At 34.7% G+C, this 19791-nt stretch carries 14 protein-coding genes; 11 read left to right on the top strand and 3 right to left on the bottom strand.

Translation table 11 applies throughout. From position 1 onward, the window contains the following. Window positions 1–52: 52 nt before the first annotated feature. On the top strand, window positions 53–382 hold the full coding sequence (gene rhaM / locus RT99_RS19945; protein WP_042566508.1) for an L-rhamnose mutarotase: 330 nt from the start codon (window positions 53–55) through the stop codon (window positions 380–382). 184 nt (window positions 383–566) lie between these two features. Then, window positions 567–1901 carry a glycoside hydrolase family 105 protein gene (locus RT99_RS19940; RefSeq protein WP_042566507.1) on the top strand — a complete coding sequence of 445 codons (1335 nt, stop codon included), beginning with the start codon at window positions 567–569 and terminating at the stop codon, window positions 1899–1901. Between the two features lie 140 nt (window positions 1902–2041). Here RT99_RS19940 and RT99_RS19935 read toward each other — a convergent pair whose 3' ends face one another. Then, on the bottom strand, window positions 2042–4897 hold the full coding sequence (locus RT99_RS19935) for a glycoside hydrolase family 2 TIM barrel-domain containing protein (RefSeq protein WP_042566506.1): 2856 nt from the start codon (window positions 4895–4897) through the stop codon (window positions 2042–2044). A 20-nt stretch (window positions 4898–4917) separates the two neighbouring features. Continuing rightward, on the bottom strand, window positions 4918–6249 hold the full coding sequence (locus tag RT99_RS19930) for a rhamnogalacturonan acetylesterase (RefSeq protein WP_082036990.1): 1332 nt from the start codon (window positions 6247–6249) through the stop codon (window positions 4918–4920). 269 nt (window positions 6250–6518) lie between these two features. Here RT99_RS19930 and RT99_RS19925 point away from each other — a divergent pair, with 269 nt between their 5' ends. Further along, entirely contained in the window at window positions 6519–7889 is a 1371-nt protein-coding gene (locus RT99_RS19925; protein ID WP_042566505.1) for a glycoside hydrolase family 28 protein, read from the top strand. A 194-nt stretch (window positions 7890–8083) separates the two neighbouring features. Here RT99_RS19925 and RT99_RS19920 read toward each other — a convergent pair whose 3' ends face one another. After that, complete coding sequence (locus RT99_RS19920; protein ID WP_042566504.1) at window positions 8084–9124, bottom strand: GntR family transcriptional regulator; 1041 nt, start codon at window positions 9122–9124, stop codon at window positions 8084–8086. Between the two features lie 372 nt (window positions 9125–9496). Here RT99_RS19920 and rhaT point away from each other — a divergent pair, with 372 nt between their 5' ends. From rhaT to RT99_RS19875, 8 genes are all read left to right on the top strand, one after another. Further along, window positions 9497–10546 carry an L-rhamnose/proton symporter RhaT gene (gene rhaT, locus RT99_RS19915; protein ID WP_042566503.1) on the top strand — a complete coding sequence of 350 codons (1050 nt, stop codon included), beginning with the start codon at window positions 9497–9499 and terminating at the stop codon, window positions 10544–10546. 26 nt (window positions 10547–10572) lie between these two features. Further along, on the top strand, window positions 10573–12714 hold the full coding sequence (locus tag RT99_RS19910; protein WP_042566502.1) for a bifunctional rhamnulose-1-phosphate aldolase/short-chain dehydrogenase: 2142 nt from the start codon (window positions 10573–10575) through the stop codon (window positions 12712–12714). A 187-nt stretch (window positions 12715–12901) separates the two neighbouring features. Beyond that, on the top strand, window positions 12902–14176 hold the full coding sequence (locus tag RT99_RS19905) for a TIM barrel protein (RefSeq protein ID WP_042566501.1): 1275 nt from the start codon (window positions 12902–12904) through the stop codon (window positions 14174–14176). Between the two features lie 93 nt (window positions 14177–14269). Next, window positions 14270–15631, top strand: a complete 1362-nt coding sequence (locus tag RT99_RS19900; RefSeq protein ID WP_042566500.1) for an FGGY-family carbohydrate kinase — start codon at window positions 14270–14272, stop codon at window positions 15629–15631. Between the two features lie 377 nt (window positions 15632–16008). Then, a complete protein-coding gene (locus RT99_RS19890) occupies window positions 16009–16749 on the top strand; it encodes a (Fe-S)-binding protein (protein WP_042566539.1) in 741 nt (246 codons plus the stop codon). A gap of 214 nt (window positions 16750–16963) precedes the next feature. Continuing rightward, window positions 16964–18367 (top strand): lactate utilization protein B, encoded by a 1404-nt coding sequence (locus tag RT99_RS19885; protein ID WP_042566538.1) that lies wholly within the window; start codon window positions 16964–16966, stop codon window positions 18365–18367. Further along, a complete protein-coding gene (locus tag RT99_RS19880) occupies window positions 18357–18944 on the top strand; it encodes an LUD domain-containing protein (protein WP_042566498.1) in 588 nt (195 codons plus the stop codon). The genes RT99_RS19885 and RT99_RS19880 overlap by 11 nt, the downstream gene beginning before the upstream one ends. Before the next feature lie 48 nt (window positions 18945–18992). Beyond that, window positions 18993–19532 carry a hypothetical protein gene (locus tag RT99_RS19875; RefSeq protein ID WP_042566497.1) on the top strand — a complete coding sequence of 180 codons (540 nt, stop codon included), beginning with the start codon at window positions 18993–18995 and terminating at the stop codon, window positions 19530–19532. The last annotated feature ends 259 nt before the right edge of the window (window positions 19533–19791 follow it).

Here is a 19791-nt window from a genome sequence, read left to right as displayed (position 1 = left end):
GCTAATTAGTGAAATTCGTGTTTGCTTTAATAACTTCACAATACATTAGAATATGCAAAACAACGCAACAATTCGAAATGCTTTTAAAATGAAATTAAAGCCTGGTTTTGAAGCAGAATATAAAAAAAGACATGACGAAATTTGGCCGGAATTGGCAAAACTACTTTCAGAAACGGGAATTCAGGATTATAGTATTTTTTTAGATGAAGAAAGCCTGATACTTTTTGCAGTCCAGAAAATTAGCCCCGACTTTGACCAGAAGTATTTGCCCAATCATCCAATAGTAAAAAGGTGGTGGGAATATATGGCTGATATAATGGAAACCAATCCGGATAATTCGCCAGTTGCCGTTTCATTAAAAGAAGTTTTTCATTTAGATTAAATAATCATTAAAAAAGGTTTTTACATATAATGTTATAATTCCTGCAAGGTTTTTTTCAACCTTGTAGGTATGCTAATATATTTAAACCTACAAGGTTGAAAAAAACCTTGCAGGATAATCAAAAAAATGAAACTAGAAGTCAATTTATTAATAATCGAACTCAGGTTTTTAACCAACTACAATTATGAGGTATAAATCAGCCAAAATAATAACATTTTTCACTTTCGGAATATGTTTTTCTATAAATGCCCAAACAAACGACGTAACAACACCCTTACATTTAATGCAGCCCGATTATGTAACGCCGTATGTAATTCCTGAAAAGAATAATATCGAAAATGTATTGAATAGGGTTTATGTTTTTCTCGAAGAAAACACAGCTTCACAAGTTATAAATGTTAGTGATAATGCAGAAATAAAAGATTTTAAAAAAGTAAAGGGAAAAATCAAATTTGCACCCGGAGCATTTCGGTTAACAAGTTACGAATGGGGTGTAACCTACGCAGGAATGCTTTTAGCAGCCGAAGCAACCGGAAACAAACAATATGCAGATTATACAAATAAACGCATAAAACTCATTGCAGATGTGGTGGAGAATTATAAAACCGAAAACATAAAAGATTCTCCCGTACATACCGTTTTAAATCCAAGAGCTTTAGACGATGCGGGTGCTTTGTGTGCTGCATTTATAAAAGCCAAAAAAGCAGGAATGAATGCTAATGTCGATCCAGTAATCAATAATTTTATAAAGTATATCAGCGAAAAAGAATTTCGCTTAAAAGACGGAACACTCGCCAGAAACCGTCCGCAGGACAACACACTTTGGTTAGATGATATGTTTATGAGTGTGCCAGCGCTTGCGCAAATGGGCAGTTATACAGGCGATGTAAAATATTATGATGATGCCGTAAAGCAGGTCAATCAGTTTTCTCAAAGAATGTTTAATTCTCAAAAAGGAATTTATATGCATGGCTGGGTAGAATCTATGCAGGTTCATCCTGAGTTTCATTGGGCCAGAGCCAATGGCTGGGCAGTGATGACAATGGTAGAATTATTAGAAGTTTTACCGAAAAATCATCCCGGATATCCGCAGGTTTTAGCACAGCTTCAAAAACACATTGCAGGTTTATTGCAATATCAGGACGGAACCGGTTTTTGGCATCAATTATTAGATAGAAATGATACCTACTTAGAAACTTCGGCGACAGCCATATATACTTATGCCATTGCCAGAGCCATTAATCGCGGTTATGTCGACAAACTGGCTTACACGCCCGCCGTTGTTTTAGCGTGGAATGCAGTTGCTTCAAAAGTAAATGCAAAAGGTCAGGTAGAAGGAACCTGCGTAGGAACCGGAATGGGTTTTGATCCTGCATTTTATTACTATCGTCCCGTAAATTTATACGCCGCACATGGCTATGGTCCCGTTTTATTGGCAGGAGCCGAAATGATTTTGCTTTTGAAGAATACGCAGTTTGAGATTAATGATAGTTCTATACAAGTGAAAGTTAAAGGTTAAGGGTTTTGCGGGTTTTGCCACGAAGGCACTAAGGCGCGAAGTTTTTTTCGCAAAACTTTTTGTAAACTTTAGTTTATATACAAAAAATTAAATAAAAACCTTTGTGCCTTAGTGCCTTCGTGGCAAAAAACCGTCGAGCCTTATCCTCTAAAATCAAACCACAAATTCATTTTAATCCCGTCATCACCACTTTTAATGCGAATATTAGTTGGCTGACTTTGTGGGCCTTGTTGTTCTAGAGGTTTAAAATCCCGCATTGCAGGAATTTCATACATAAACGAAATATCACCATCTGGAAATGGCGGTTGCGGATAACTTCCCTGAAAACCATTTTTAGGTAAATCAGGTGTAAATAACCTCAGGAATAAATTATCAGATTCGCTGAAAAATTTAAACGATGAGGTTCCTGCTTTTAAATTAGCCGCCAGAACATTAGCGTGATACCCTTTAAATTCAGGATAAATCAAATTCTCGAAACTTTCGCCCGTTATGGTATTGTTATAGGCTTTCTCCCAAATGCCGTACGTTGTTCCTTTAATTCGGTTTTTCCAAACGTGATAAGGGCCTCTTCCAAACCATTTAATGCCTGTAACTTCTTTTTCAGGAAAACTAAACGTGATTCCAAACGCGCTGATTTTATCTTCAAAAAAAGCACCGTCAAAACCTTCGCCTCCAGACGCATTTTTCAAGGCAATTAATTCCATTTTGAATCTTCCGTCAGGTTCCATAATCCATTTAATGGAAGATAAACCACCTGTGTAATTTACAGTACAAATGGCTTTTTCACCTTCTTGCGAAACCTGAATATCTTTTAATTTAGCTTTCATCCCAATTGGACGAGGGCCATTTGTAAGCGAAATTGTTGAAGTTTTATTTTTTATAGAAGAGATTTCTCCCGTCAAAGCATCTAAAGTTACTGTTACATTATTCCCTTTTATAATGATTTCATTTCCTGTTTTAGTTGCCGTTGCTTTAGCTTTTGTATTTTCAATAACTAAAAATTTAGCAGCATAATATTTTGCTTTGTGAATGGGCCATGTCCAGGTATAAATTTCTTTATTGAATTGATCATAAGCAGAGATGGACAAAACATCGCCTTCAGCAAAATTTTTCGGAACAGCAAATTGAATTTTACGCGTTTCCCCCGGATCAATACTTGGAATTTCAATTTTTCCAGAACTAATTTCCTTTGAAGTTCCATCAGAATAAAGAACATTATTATCTGATTTTAGAACCTTAAATTCCATTTTACAGGAATTCAAATTACTAAAAAGATAATCATTAGAAATTAAAAAAGAACCGTTAAAATCCTCAGTAACCTGTTTTGGCAGAAACTGAATAGGAGCCCAGACTTCTTTTACTGTATAATAACTTCCTTCTCTTTCACGATGAGGTCCCAAAATTCCATCAGCGGCAAGCGAACCTTTCGAATCAAATTTTACATCTCCCATCCAGTCAGAGCGTTTTACGGCTTCGTCGAGCATTGCCCACATAAATCCTCCGGCAAAAAGCGGACTTTCTTTATACCGATTCCAAAAATCTTCCAGAGCCGCTCCGTGCCCGTTGTCGTAAGTTCCGTGCATAAATTCCGTTGGAAAAAATACATTTTCGCCAGCATTAAAACGATGCATTCCAGTCAAATAGGTCGGGTAGTGGTGCGTGTCCCAACCATTAAAATCGGCCCATGGATGAATTACAATTCTTTTTTGCGGATCATTTTCTGCAAAAACTTTATCTACATCATAATTCCAACCGCCTTCATTGCCATTATCCCAAATAATGACCGACGGATGATTGACATCTCGTGTCACCATTTCCGTCACTAATTTAGTTCCCGTTTCTGTATCATAAGAATTTTGCCAGCCCGCTAATTCATTCAAAACAAAAAGACCAAGAGAATCACAAACTTCCAGAAAATGTTCGTCTGGAGGATAATGTCCGCGAACCGCATTCATATTCATATCCTTCAATAATTTCCCGTCTAATTCACTGATTCGTTTACTGGTGCTTCTTCCGCCTTCCGGCCAAAACGAATGACGGTTAATTCCTTTCATTATTATTTTTGTTCCGTTTACATAAATTCCGTCCTGTTTTTTGAATTCTAAAGTTCTAAAACCAATGCGTTTATTATATTGATGAAGCACGGTTTGGTTTTGTTTTAAAACAAGTTGTAAATCATATAAATTAGGATTTTCCGGATTCCACGGTTTAATGTTTTTCCATTTTGCAGATATAGATTCTCTTATAGTTTTCGCTTTAAGCGGAAAAGTAAAAGTTTCGAAATTTTCTCCATTGAAACCTTTTAGCGTCGCTTCCAAAACCGTGTTTTTCGGAATGTTTTTCAAATTCAGATCAACTGTAATTGAACCGTCCATTTTCGGATTAACCGCAATATGTTCAATATGAGTTTTAGGAGAAACTTCTAACCAAACCGGACGATAAATTCCTCCAAAAAGCCACCAATCTGCACGACGTTCAGCTGCGTTAACTGATTTATTTGCAGAATGTTTCCAAACATGAACTTCTAAAATATTTTTAGAGCCAAATTTCAATAAAGATGAAATGTCATATTTAAATTCATAAAATCCGCCCTGATGAATCGCCCCGGCCAGTTTTCCGTTGATTTTTACTTCCGTATCCGTCATCGCACCACCAAAGGCAATCACGACATCTTTATCTTTATAATCTGCCGGAATTTCAAATTCATATTTATATAAACCTTCTTCTTTACTGGGCTCTTTTTGGTTCAGTTCTTTGTACCAGCGACCATACGTATATTCGCCAAAACCTTCTAATTCCCATTGCGACGGCACATTTATTTTAGACCATTTCTGGCTGTTATTTCCACCCGTACAATAAAAATCCCATTGTACAGGATGCTCAAAATCTTTTCCCGAAAGGTAAATTTTATCTGTTTGCTGTGCGATAGATTTTTGAGTTACAAAAAGTAAAAACGCAGCAATTGCAATAGTTTGAAGTGTAGTTTTTAGCAGCATAATAATTGATTATGTGATGATTAATTACCATCTGGTTTGGCAATTTCAAAGCGGTTACTCATAGGTAAAGTCCAGCTTGAAATGTAATTTGGTTTTTTAGGATTGTAATTTGAAATTTCTTTTTTGATATTTTTTTTTAAAGGAATACCAAGTTCGCGAATTCCTTTAATAATGCAAAGCGCAATTTCGTTTGCTCCAAAACTATTAAAGTGTGTATTGTCATCCAACGCTTTTTCCTGTCCGGGAAAAGTATTGGCTGGGTATTGCACAAAAGCTTTTCTGGAAACTTCATCGCCCCAGGTTTCGTAAAGTTCAGTCGTTAATTTTGTAATATCAATAAGCGCAACATTATTTTTTTGAGCCACAGCTCGCATGGCAGCAGGAAAATCGCCATGCGTTTCTTTTAAAGTTCCATTTTCATTAAAAAACCGACGTTGTGTAGGTGTTACCAAAACCGGAATCGCACCTTTCTCTTTTGAAGCGTGAACAAATTCAGTCAATAAATCAGAATAAGATTCCCACGCACCATTTCCTGCGCCTTTTATTTTTTCGTCGTTATGACCAAATTCCACAAACAAATAATCGCCTTTTTTTATTTGTAAAAGGATCTTTTTTAGACGATTTGAATTTTTAAAAGAACTTAAAGAAGAACCTGAATATGCATAATTTGCGATAACAATATTTGTGTCAAAATAATTCGTAATAAATTGTCCCCACGAAGCCCACGGCTCAACATCCTGATCGGTAACCGTTGAATCTCCTGTGAGATAAACAACTGTCAAATTATCTTTTAAAGTAATTTTTATACTTTGAATCGAAACTTCACCCAAAAATTCAAGCGTGAGTTTATTATCCCAATCGAAAATGTCTTTTTCGCGATCTTTTAATGTAATGTTTTGATTGTCATCTATTTTGGGAGTTCTGATGTTAACGTTAAAAATCTTTGTAACCGACTTTTGTTTTTGAATAGCAAGTTGATTGAGCATTAATCTTCGGGATTCTGCTTTTATGGTTGCGTTGGATTCTTTTACTGAATTACCCATAACAACTTCAATTTGATAATTTCCTTCGGGAAGTTTCACAGAAAAGTAAGTTGTTTTTTTTGTTGAAAAAGAATTGGGATCCATTTTGATGTTTGAAACCGTATTAAAATCAAAGCCATAGCCCACATTTGGATCGTAAACCAAAGCAGTATTGATTATGGTTCCTTTTGAGTTTTTTACAGAAGTTCCAAAATCAAACCATACAGATTTTCTGTTTTTAATAGTATCATTCAAATTGCCATTCGAAGACGCAGCAAAGACAAAAGTCCAGGAAAAAAAACAAAGAAATAAGGTTGTGATTTTTGCCACTTTTGTAAAATTTTAATGGGTTTGTTATTCAAATCTAATCGTTCATTTTTGATAAAGTATCCTGTACTATGATGTTAAATTAAGAATGTGATAATTATTAAATATGTTAAAATGAAATAGATTGTTTGAAAAAATAATATATTTTTTATTGATTATAGAAGGATAGTGCAGGATGGTTTTGTTTTTGGTATTTTCTTACTTTACTAGATGAATGCGCTTTTGATTTTGTTGAATATTTTTTGAATAAATCCATTAAAAAATTACTTATCATGAAGAAAATACTATTTGTTTCTGCTCTTTTAGTTTCGCTTATTTTTTTGTCATTTAAGAAAAATCAATCAGGCGTAACGCTAAAAGAAGTTGTTGTAAAAGCTCCTTTTGAGATGCCGGCGATTAAAATTCCGGATTTCACGAATTGCAAGGAATATTCAATTGTAGATTTCGGAGCTATAAAAGGAAATAAGGACAAAATATCTGATGCCATAAATAAAGCAATCACAAAAGCAAATAAAGCTGGAGGCGGAATTGTTGTGATTCCTGAAGGCGAATGGATTACGAAAAAAATCCATTTTAAGAGTAATGTTAACCTTCATTTGAACAAAGGAGCAGTTTTACTTTTCTCAGAAGATCCAAATGATTATTTGCCCGCCGTTTCCTCGACTTGGGAAGGATATGAATGCTATAATTATTCGCCGTTGGTTTATGCGTACCAATGTAAAAATATTGCCATTACCGGAGAAGGCGAATTAAAGGCAAAAATGGATATCTGGACAGAATGGTTTAAACGACCAAAAGGCCACATGGAAAGTTTAAAACGATTGTATTATTTGGCTTCTTACAACAAACCTTTGAAAGAACGCCAAATGGTAAACGATTCGGCGCATTTTCGACCTCAGTTTATTCAGTTCAATCGCTGTGAGAATATTGTAATGGATGGCGTTACAATTACCAATAGTCCGTTTTGGACGATTCATCCTTTTTTATCTAAAGATGTTGTCCTGAGAAATCTAAAAGTTTACGCACACGGACATAACAATGACGGCGTTGATCCTGAAATGAGTCAGAATGTATTAATTGAAAATTGTGTTTTTGATCAGGGTGATGATGCAATTGCAATAAAATCTGGAAGCAATCAGGATGCCTGGCGATTGAATACGCCTTCAAAAAACGTTGTCATGCGAAATTGTATCGTTAAAAACGGACATCAATTGGTAGCCATTGGAAGCGAACTTTCCGGCGGAATAGAAAATGTTTTCATCGATAATTGTACTGTCGTGGATGGCGCAAAACTGAATCATCTTCTGTTCATCAAAACCAACGAACGCCGTGGCGGATATGTCAACAATATTTATATGAGTAACATAACATGCGGTAAAATCGACGAAGGAATTCTGGGAATTGAAACCGATGTCATGTATCAATGGAGAAATCTGGTTCCTACAATCGAACGAAAATTAACGCCAATAAAAAACGTATATCTGGAGAATATAAAAGCAACAAACGTAAAATTTATTTCAAGGATTCTGGGGCAAAAGGAACTTCCGGTTGAGAATGTTTTTCTTAAAAATATTAAAGCTGATAATGTTTCAGGAGAAAAAGATATTCATGAAAATGTTGTGAATTTTGAGAGAAAGGATTGATTCTATCGTATCATATTTTAACCATAGCCCACGGTTTTAACCGTGGGAGACGTATTGTAAAACGCATTGTTTTTCAACGATTTCAATCATGTAATTGGAATACACATTGTATGAACATATTGCGCTCCAACGGTTGAAACCGTTGGCTATGTTTACAATATTATGGTGAAATATTTTTGAATTTTATTAATTCATTAAATCGAATTCCTGTCAATAAAATTAAACGGAACCTTCACCGAACCTTTCTCTTTATTCAAAATCATTCGCGCAGCAGTTTCTCCCATAACATTAAAATCGGTAGACATTACAGTAATTCCCAAAAGTTCTTTTAGTGGCGTGTCGTTATAAGAGATCACGCCAATATCTTTTCCTAAAACATATTCTTCATCGCGAATTTGTTTCATAAGGTTAACAAGATCAGATTCTTCAATAGTAATAAATAAATCGCCTTTTTTAAGCACCATATCGTCATAAACCTCGCTTAGGATTTCAAAATTGATTTCGTGTTCGACACAAAACTTTTTGAAACCGTGTAAAATTCTGCGCGGATAAGGATAAACCGCTTTTTCAGGATAAACCAGAATTAATTTTTTATATTTAGTTATTTTGGCAAGACCTTCTTTTAAGGCATTGTAAATATCATTTTCAAAATCCTGATAAATTTTGATAATTTCGCCTTCCGTAGTTAGTTTTATGTTATCCATAATAACCAATTTATCCTGCGGAATTTTTTGAATCGCTTTTACAACTTCATCAGTAAAACTTAAGTGTTTTAATTCATCGGTTTTAAAATGTGTTGTAATGACATAATAATCGTAAACACCTTCAAACTTGTCCAGTAAATTCAGGAATAATGTTTCGTCGCAATGGTAAATATGCAGATCAGTATGGGCATTTGCGCCAACGGTATTAATAAACGAATTGTACGTTTTCATTTTGTACGCACTCAGTTTATTAAATAAAAACAAAATATTTACCTTAGATTCAAGCTTGGTTCGGGTAATATAATAACCTTTTCCACGAATGGATGAAATGATTTTTCGCTCTTTTAAAATATTATAAGCCTTCTCAACTGTATCTCTCGACATATAAAACTCTTCACTAAAGCTGTTTATAGAAGGAATTTTTTGATTTATTTTTAGATTTCCGTTGGCAATATTTTGCAGAATCGAGTCTACAATTTGTTTGTATTTTGGAACTCTTGAATCTTCATCTATTTTAATAAGTTTGATCATGGGGCTTGTAATTGCAAATTACGTTCGTTTAATAAAACGCAATTCTAAATTATATTTTTTGTAAATAGTTTTAAATTAATCTGTTACCTTGTTTTGTTAGTGTTTCAATTAAAAGGAGACATTAAATTTAAGGAACTTAATTCTTAATCTGATTTTTTATTTATTAAATAAGTGTCATTTTAATAATTGCGAAATCGATTGCTAAAATAGAAATTTTAAATTTATTTTTTCAATATAATCAGACTCTTCTTTACAATACCTCTCTGTTTTAACATATAATATAAAGGATAGTACAGGATAGTTTTGTTTTTTACATTTTCTTATTTTACCAAACGAGATTAACTATCACAATAACCACAAACAAATTAATAAATGGAATCATTATTAGGAATCATTTTTCACTCCATCGGAGGTTTTTCTTCAGGGAGTTTTTACATGCCATTCAAAAAAGTTAAAAATTGGGCTTGGGAAAGCTACTGGCTCGTAGGAGGTTTTTTCTCCTGGCTTATCGTTCCGCCAATTGCAGCTTATTTAACGATTCCGAATTTTGTTGATATTATTGCTGCAGCTTCGCCTACAATCAAAGCCTTTACTTTTTCTATGGGATTGATTTGGGGAATTGGTGGATTAACGTACGGTTTAGGCGTTCGCTATCTCGGAATGTCACTTGGAAATTCTATTGTATTAGGTTTCTGTTCTGCTTTTGGAGCTTTAGTACCTTCTATTTATTATAATTTTTATCCAACTGAAGGGAAAATTTCCTTTACAGATATGTTGCAAAGTACTGGCGGACAGCTCGTGTTGCTTGGCGTTTTGGTTTGCCTTATCGGAATTGCCATTTCAGGGAAAGCAGGAATTTTAAAAGAAAAGGATTTTGCGGTTGGACATGAGGATAAAGACAAAGATTTTAATTTGACTAAAGGACTCATCATTGCTGTAATATCTGGTATTTTAAGCTCTTTTTTCAATTACGGAATCGAAGCCGGAAAACCAATGGCAGAAGCGGCTGTAGTTTCAGGCTGTAATCCTTTATTTCAAAATAATGTTACTTATATCGTACTTCTTTGGGGCGGACTTACAACAAATTTTATTTGGTGTATGTACCTTAATTTCAAGAATAAAACCTTTGGAGATTATACTAATAAATCAACTCCAATTACTAAAAATATCCTTTTTTCTGCACTTGCCGGAACGATGTGGTTTTTGCAATTTTTCTTCTACGGAATGGGTGAAAGCAAACTAGGAAACGGAGCCAGTTCATGGATTTTGCACATGGCAACGATTATCCTTACAGCCAATTTCTGGGGATTTTATCTGAAAGAATGGAAAGGAGTTTCCAAAAAAACATTCAATACTTTTTTATGGGGAATTGGATTGATCATGCTCTCGATAGTTTTGGTCGGGATTGGAAATTCATTATAAAATAGATACAACCAAAAACAATATAGATGTCGAATAAAAATACCATTAATATGAATTTTAAGCACGTGAGCTACCTTTGGGATGAAACCAAAGCAGCGGCCTTGGCAGGGGATGAAGTAGCGCTTTTCATTTATCGTTCTAATTTACTTGGGGCCGATTTACGATTGACCAATTACGGAGGAGGAAATACTTCGGTTAAAATTACTGACAAAGATCCTTTGACTGGTGAAAACTCAGAAGTAATGTGGATCAAAGGTTCAGGCGGCGATATCGGAACTCTGACCAAATCGGGCTGTGCGGCATTGTATTTAGAAAGACTTCGTAATTTGGAAAACGTTTACAGAGGCATTGAATTCGAAGACGAAATGGTAGAATTGTTCAATCATTGTATTTTTGATCTGGCTTCAAAAGCGCCATCAATCGACACACCTTTACACGGATTTTTACCTTTCAAACATATCGACCATTTGCATCCCGATGCAGCTATTGCCATTGCAGCGGCAAAAGACGGGGCCAAAATCACCGAAGAATTATTCGACGGGGAAATCGGCTGGGTAGGCTGGCAGCGTCCGGGTTTTGATTTGGGACTTCAATTAAGAAGCTGTTTGGAAGAAGCAGAAAAAAAAGGAAAAAAACTAAGAGGAATCATGCTGGGTTCTCACGGACTTTTTACCTGGGGAGACACATCATACGAAAGTTACATCAACACGCTTGAAGTAATCGAGAAATGTGCGACTTATCTTGAGAACAACTACGGAAAAAAACGTCCTGTTTTTGGAGGACAAAAAATAAATAGTTTACCGGAAAACGAACGTAAACTAAAAGCAGCAAAAGTAGCCCCAATTTTAAGAGGATTCTGCTCATCAGAACGCCAAATGATTGGTCATTATACGGATGATGCAAGAGTTTTGGAATTCATCAACTCAAATGATTTGGAAAAACTGGCTCCACTTGGAACTTCTTGTCCGGATCACTTTTTAAGAACCAAAATCAGTCCCCTTGTTTTGGAATTGGATCCAAACGAAGATTTATCAGATGTAAATGCTATCAAAGCAAAATTACAGCCTGCTTTTGAAGCGTACAGAGCCATGTACAAGGATTATTACAATGCCTGCAAAAAAAATAATTCACCAGCGATGCGTGATCCAAATCCTGTGGTTATTTTATATCCGGGAGTTGGAATGTTCACTTTTGCCAAAGATAAAACGATGGCACGTTTGGCGTCAGAATATTATGTAAATGCGGTGAACGTAATGAAAGGCGCAGAAGCAGTTTCAGAATATACTTCACTTCCACATCAGGAAGCTTTTGATATCGAATATTGGTTGTTGGAAGAAGCTAAATTACAGCGTATGCCAAAACCAAAAGCATTGTCTGGAAGGGTTGCCCTTATCACAGGTTCTGCGGGAGGAATAGGAAAAGCTATCGCCAAAAAGTTTGCTCAGGAAGGTGCGTGCGTCATCATCAATGATATCAACGAAGAAAGATTAAGTGAAGCTACAGCAGATTTTATAAAAACCTTCGGAAAAGATGCAGTTTCCAGTACGCTTTTAAATGTTACAAACGAAAGCAGCACAGAAAAAGCATTAGACGAAGCTTGTCTTGCTTTTGGTGGAGTTGATATCGTGGTAAACAATGCCGGAATTAGTATTTCAAAATCAATTGCAGAACATACGCTCGAAGAATGGGACAGATTGTATGACATTTTGGTAAAAGGACAATTTATAGTTTCAAAAGCCGGAATCGAAGTAATGAGAAAACAAGGATTTGGCGGAGATATTGTAAACATTGTTTCCAAGAATGCAGTTGTAGCAGGACCAAACAATCCGGGTTATGGATCGGCAAAAGCAGCCCAGGCACACTTAACGCGCCTTATGGCAGCAGAATTGGGAGCAGATAAAATCCGTGTGAATACGGTAAATCCTGATGCAGTAATTTCAGACTCAAACATTTGGTCTGGAGGATGGGCAGAAGGACGTGCAAAAGCGTATGGTATTACGGTAGAAGAATTACCGGCGTATTATGCCAAACGCACTTTATTAAACGAAATCATATTACCTGATGATATTGCCAATGCGTGTTTTGCTTTTGTTGGCGGTTTACTGGATAAATCGACAGGAAACGCACTAAATGTAGACGGCGGAGTATCAATGGGTTTCTATAGATAAAAATAGTTTTTTTTAAGTTTGTTTAAGCAAAAGTGGTTTTTTGTGATCTAGCGTTCGATGATTTCGAACGTTAGGTTTTTAAAATGTAAAAGAATTTTAAACAAACAAATTAGCTTCAAAATAGTATAGTAAAACAGGAATTCAATTTATATATTTAGCAATTGAAATTCCATTAAAGAGAAAAAATATGTTAATTGGATCAAACAAAATAGACTCGCATAATGATGAGTTATTAAAAAAACATCAAAATAAATTTGCGTTCACAATTTCAGAAATTGGTGATGCAGAAGCGATTATTAAAAAATTAATCGAATTCCAAATTGCAATTCCATCTTGGGCATTGGGAACCGGAGGAACAAGATTCGGGCGTTTTGCCGGAGGAGGAGAACCACGTTCGATCGAAGAAAAAATTGAAGATGTTGGTTTGCTTCATGCTTTAAACAAAGCTTCTGGAGCTATTTCATTGCATATTCCTTGGGACATTCCACAGGATTATAAAGCAATAAAAACTTTAGCAGGACAACACAATTTAAAGTTTGATGCCATGAACTCGAATACTTTTCAGGATCAGGCCAATCAGGAACATACTTATAAATTCGGTTCTTTACAAAACACAAATAAAGCAATTCGTAAACAAGCGATTGCACATAATATAGAGGTTATCAAACACGGAATCGAATTAGGATCAGAATCGCTAACGGTTTGGTTGGCAGATGGATCTTCTTTTCCGGGACAATTAAACTTCCGTAAAGCGTATCAAAATACCTTAGAAAGTTTAGAAGAAATCTACGACGCATTGCCATCCAACTGGAAATTATTTTTAGAATACAAATGTGCAGAACCTAATTTTTATTCTACAACGGTTGCAGATTGGGGACAATCTTATTCATACGTAAAAAAATTAGGAGACAAAGCACAGACATTGGTCGATTTAGGACATCATTTACCAAACGCCAATATCGAGCAAATTGTTTCTTTATTATTAATGGAAAACAAATTAGGCGGTTTCCACTTTAACGATTCAAAATATGGCGATGACGATTTAACAGCGGGAGCTTTAAAACCTTACCAATTATTTTTGATTTTCAATGAATTAGTTGAAGGAATGGATGCCAGAGGAATGAATCACGCCAAAGATTTAGGCTGGATGATTGATGCTTCTCACAATATCAAAGATCCTTTAGAAGATTTATTGCAATCTGTAGAAGCGATTATGATTGCTTATGCTCAGGCACTTTTAGTAGATAGAAAAGCATTAGAAATTGCTCAGGAAGAGAACGATGTTGTAAAAGCACAGGAAATTCTGCAAAATGCTTTCCGTACCGATGTTCGTGCTTTGGTTGCCGAAGCCCGTTTGCGTTCCGGAGCGGCATTAAACCCGGTTGAATTGTATCGCAGTCTTGCCGTTAGAAAAAATCTAATTGGAGAAAGAGGATTAAAAACAATGGCAACAGGATTATAATTATAAGTTATGAATTATGAGTTATTCGTTAACTAGGACAAAATCATAATTCTTTGACTCACAATTTATAATTCATAACTCAAAATTAAAATAATGAATGTAGTTGCAATTTTTGATATTGGTAAAACCAACAAAAAAGTATTTTTATTTGATGAAAACTATAAAATTGTTTGGGAAAAGTCAGTAAATCTTGAGGAAACAGTTGATGAAGACGGTTTTCCCTGTGAAGATATTGAAGTCCTTAAAAACTGGATTCTCGATCGATTATCAGAAATTAAAGAACTCAGTAATTACACTCTTAAAGCAATAAATTTTAGCACTTACGGAGCCAGTTTTGTTTATATTGATGGCAAAGGTGAAGTTTTAACGCCTTTGTATAATTATCTGAAAGATTATCCAAAAGAGCTAAAAGACAATTTTTATACTAAATATAAAGGAGAAGAAGTTTTTGCTGTAAAAACAGCTTCTCCTGTTTTAGGAAGCCTGAATTCCGGAATGCAGATTTACAGGCTAAAAGAAGAAAATCCGGAGTTGTTTGAAAAAGTACAATATTGTTTACATCTTCCGCAATATTTGAGTTTTCTGTTAACCGGTGAAGCTTATACCGATATTACAAGCATTGGATGCCATACTAATCTTTGGAATTTTAAAAAGATGAAGTATCATAAATGGCTTAAAAATGAAGGTATTAAAGAGAAACTTCCGCCAATTCATCCGGGTAAAGACATTATTAAAAAAGAAAATGGTATCGCTGTCGGTATTGGTTTGCACGATAGTTCATCGGCAATTATTCCGTACACGATTAATTTTACAGAACCTTTTGTTTTATTATCAACAGGAACCTGGAGTATTTCTTTAAATCCGTTTAATAATAGACCTTTAACGTTTGAAGAACTTCAAAACGATTGTTTGTGTTATATGCAATACACCGAAAAACCGGTAAAAGCAGCACGGCTTTTTTCTGGTAACGAACATGAAATTCAGGCCAAAAGATTAGCAGAACATTTCAATGTACCGTTTGATTCTTTCAAGGATATTTATTTTGATAAAAAGATAGTTTCGAATTTAAGAGCTTTAAATTTTCAAATTGTTTATCCGAAAAAATATGATTTTGATATTCTTAAAGAATGTCCGTTTCAAAAAAGAGATTTAAATACCTTTAAAAATTACGATATTGCATATCATCAATTAATGCTTGATTTGGTCGAACAACAGTTTTTTTCAACTAATTTAGTCATTCGTAATAGTCCTGTAAAGAAGATTTTTGTAGACGGAGGTTTTAGCAAAAATTCCATTTTCATGAATTTACTGGCAGAAGCTTTTCCGGATGTAGAAGTGTATGCAGCATCAATGGCGCAGGCAAGTGCATTGGGCGCGGCGTTGGCAATTCATCAAAACTGGAATCCAAAACCAATTCAAAATGATTTGATTGATTTGAAGTTTTATAAACACTAGATTTGGAATTAAAAATTTAGAATTAAAAATTAAAAATCTGTTTGGTTTGAGTTAGAATAAATGCCACAGATTAAAGAATTAAAAGATTTTGTTTCACGCAGATTTGGCAGATTGAGTAGATTTTTTTTATTATAATTATTGAAGGTAGTTTGTCATTTCGATCCCGAGGCTTCGGGAGAGAAATCTTCGCAAGTAACTCTACAAAGTGATATGAAGGCTCTTTACAAAAGTTCCGGCGGAACGATTCATTTTGTAGCAACGGATTTTAATCCGTTGAAAGAAAAGATTAAAATAAAAAATCTGCTCAATCTGCAAAATCTTCGTGAAAAAATATTTACACACATAGTTTATGTGTTTAAAAAATAATGAAAAAGAATATGAAAATCGGATTATTTATACCGTGTTATGTCGATCAGTTTTACCCAAAAGTAGCTATTGCAACCTATGAGCTTTTGCAGAAATTGGGCTGTGAAGTTCATTTCCCGATGGGGCAAACCTGCTGCGGACAGCCGATGGCAAACAGCGGATATCAATATTTAACCAAAGGCTGTGATGCCAATTTTATAGCCAATTTTGCTGGTTTTGATTATATCGTTTGTCCGTCTGGAAGTTGTGTTTTGCATGTAAAAGAACATTTGCATGATGATAAACAAGAAGAATTAGCGGCTGAAATGCGTAAAAAAGTTTTCGAATTAACGGAATTTATTACCGATATTTTGAAAGTAGACCATATCAACGGAAATTTCCCATTTAGAGTAGGAATGCATGCAAGCTGTCACGGTCAGCGTGGATTAAAGCTTTCGCAGATGACGGAATTAAACGCGCCATTTTTCTCTAAACCGGAACAATTATTAAGCAAAATAAACGGACTTGATTTGGTTTCTTTATCCAGAAAAGATGAATGTTGTGGTTTTGGCGGAACATTTTGTGTGACCGAAGAAGCTGTTTCTGTAAAAATGGGACAAGACCGAATTAAAGATCATGAAAATCATCAGGTTGATTATATTACAGGTGGCGATATGTCGTGTTTAATGCATTTGGAAGGAATTCTAAAAAGACAAAAAAGCAGCATAAAAACCATTCATATTGCCGAAATATTAAATTCGTTCGAAAACTAAGTGATTTTAAAATTAAGCTTAATTTTCTTTTTACCATTAAGATATTAAGTTCATAAAGCTAGGCTTAAATTACTTAATGTCTTAATGGTTAAATAAACAAGGAAAGTGATTTTTAAAATTAAAGCTTAATTTTCTTTTACCATTAAGAGATTAAGTTCATAAAGCTAGGCTTAAATTACTTAATGTCTTAATGGTAAAAAAACAAAAGAAAAAGATGTCATCAAAAAAAATAATTGAACATAGTGAAGCCGCAACACGTTTTAACAAAGATGTAGAACGCGTAAACTGGCATGATGAAACACTTTGGTTTGTTCGTGAAAAACGTGACAGAGCCGCGCATAATATTCCCGATTGGGAATTGCTTCGTGAAACGGCTTCACAAATAAAAAACAATGTACTCTCTAATATTCATGATTATTTAGTTGAATTTGAGGCCAATGCTCAAAAAAACGGAATCATTGTGCATTGGGCTGCTGATGCCAAAGAACACAATGAAATCGTGCATTCTATCATGGCAAAACACGATGTAAAGCAAATGGTGAAATCAAAATCAATGCTTACAGAAGAATGTCATTTGAATGATTATCTGGCCGAAAAAGGTATCGAAGTAATCGATTCTGATTTAGGAGAATTTATTGTTCAGCTTCGAAAAGAACCGCCAAGTCATATTGTTTTGCCTGCCATTCACCTTAAAAAAGAAGATGTAAGCGAAACTTTCCATAAACATTTAGGTACTGAAAAAGGAAATTTTGACCCTCAATATTTAACAGAATCGGCTCGTTTAACGTTAAGAAATACCTTCTTAACCAGAAAAGTAGCTTTAACCGGAGTCAATTTTGCGATTGCAGAAACCGGCGAATTTGTGGTTTGCACCAATGAAGGAAATGCTGATATGGGCGCGCATTTAGCCGATGTTCATATTGCCTGTATGGGATTTGAGAAATTGATTCCGCAGCGAAAACATTTAGGCGTTTTTCTGAGATTATTGGCAAGAAGCGCAACAGGACAGCCAATTACGACTTTTTCAAGTCATTTTAAAAAACCTAGAGACGGAAAAGAAATTCATATCGTAATTGTCGACAACGGAAGAAGTACGCAATTAGGCAGAGAAGATTTTAAAAACTCATTAAAATGTATTCGTTGTGGTGCGTGTATGAACACTTGCCCGGTTTACAGACGAAGCGGCGGACACAGTTATCACAACGCCGTTGCTGGACCAATTGGCGCTATTTTGGCACCCAATCTCGACATGAGCAAAAACGCAGATTTACCTTTTGCAAGTACGCTTTGTGGTTCGTGTACCAATGTTTGTCCGGTAAAAATTGACATTCACGATCAATTGTACAAATGGCGTCAGGTTTTGGTAAAAGAAGGGCATACGCCAGCAGCAAAAACTGTAGCAATGAAAACAATGGCTACTGTTCTGGCAAACCCGACGATTTTTAATATTGCAGGAAAATCAGGAAGATTTGTAATGAAAAATATTCCCGCTTTGGTGAATAATAAAATGAATAAATGGTACGATCAGCGCGAAATGCCAGATGTTCCAGAGGAATCTTTTAGAGAATGGTACAAGAAAAATTCGAGAGAAGCTAAAGCGAAAAAAGATGAGCAGTAAAGACCAGATTTTACAAAAAATAAAAAATAGCCAACCGAATATAGTTGCTGATTTACCTAATCTAAATGTTTTAGGATCTGATCAATTTGAGGTTTTGGATACTTATAAAACCGTTTTAAAAAACATTGGCGGCGATTTTATTGAAGTTACGAATTATAATGAAATAATTGATTTTTTGCAGCATAATTATGCACTCGAAAGACGAATTATAACCACAGTTCCTGAGCTTTCTGAAGTGGCGGTTTTAGATTGGAAAAACGAAGATCCGCATTTGTTGCAAAATGTTGAATTAACGATTATTAAAGCACATTTTGGCGTTGCCGAAAATAGCGCACTTTGGGTAACCGATGATATTTTGGGTCAGCGTGTGGCACCTTTTATTACACAATATCTGGCGATTATCGTAAACAAAAAAGACATTATCCCAACAATGCATCAGGCGTATGAAAGAATTGGAAACCAGGAATATGGTTTCGGAACTTTTATCGCCGGACCTTCAAAAACGGCAGATATTGAACAATCTTTGGTTTTGGGTGCGCATGGGGCGAGGGGATTGATTGTTTTTTTATTGGAGTAAAAATTGTAGTTTTATAAAAAAAGAATAAAAATTAAAGCTAAACAACTAATGAATATAAAATTCTTATTAAGATTTAGCCCGATTTTTTTATTAGTTTTAGCTGTTTTTTTAAAATTAAAATGGGAACATTATAGCATATTGATGTTTTCTGCTATTGTATTAAATACCATTTTATCTTATCCTCGAAAATCATTTTATTCCTTCAATAAATATTATAGTGTAGTTAATTATTCTTCATGGTTAATATTCATAGTAACTATTGTTTTTGTTAGGTCACTAGGCTTTAATTATGAAGCAGTTGCTATATTGCTTTTAAGAGTATTTATTTTGATGTTAAATTATTTTAAGTTTCGCAATTTCTATATTCCAACTACTTTCCTAAACCTTTTATGGGCTTTCTCTTTTTCTCTTTATTTAATGGAATTAGTTTTAAATTCTACCCACGGAACTAAAAGTTTGTTTATGCTTTTAGGAATAATTTCGGGAATAGAAACCATTTTAATTATTATTTTATTGAAAGATTGGCGAGAAAAAATAAGTAGTTTATTATTTTTTTTGAAAAGAAATAATAGAATGCAAAAGCAATAAGAAGCTCCAGCGGAGCATAATATTTATAGCCAAACAATTATATACCATTTCGAAAGCTCCATAGGAGCGATATATGTCGTTCCTATGGAGCTTTGTAACTTATATATATTTTATGTTTTTATAAATATAACGTCACGCTGTTCTATAAATATAACGTCACGCTGTTCTATAAATATAACGTCACGCTGTGACTTATTTTTGTTTGTATATTCCACGTTCTATAGCTCATCAAAAAATAAAAGTTTAACTTTATAATATT

The sequence above is a fragment of the Flavobacterium sp. MEB061 genome, assembly GCF_000834715.1.
Taxonomy (GTDB): domain Bacteria; phylum Bacteroidota; class Bacteroidia; order Flavobacteriales; family Flavobacteriaceae; genus Flavobacterium; species Flavobacterium pectinovorum.
This window is presented reverse-complemented; position numbering and strand designations above follow the sequence as displayed.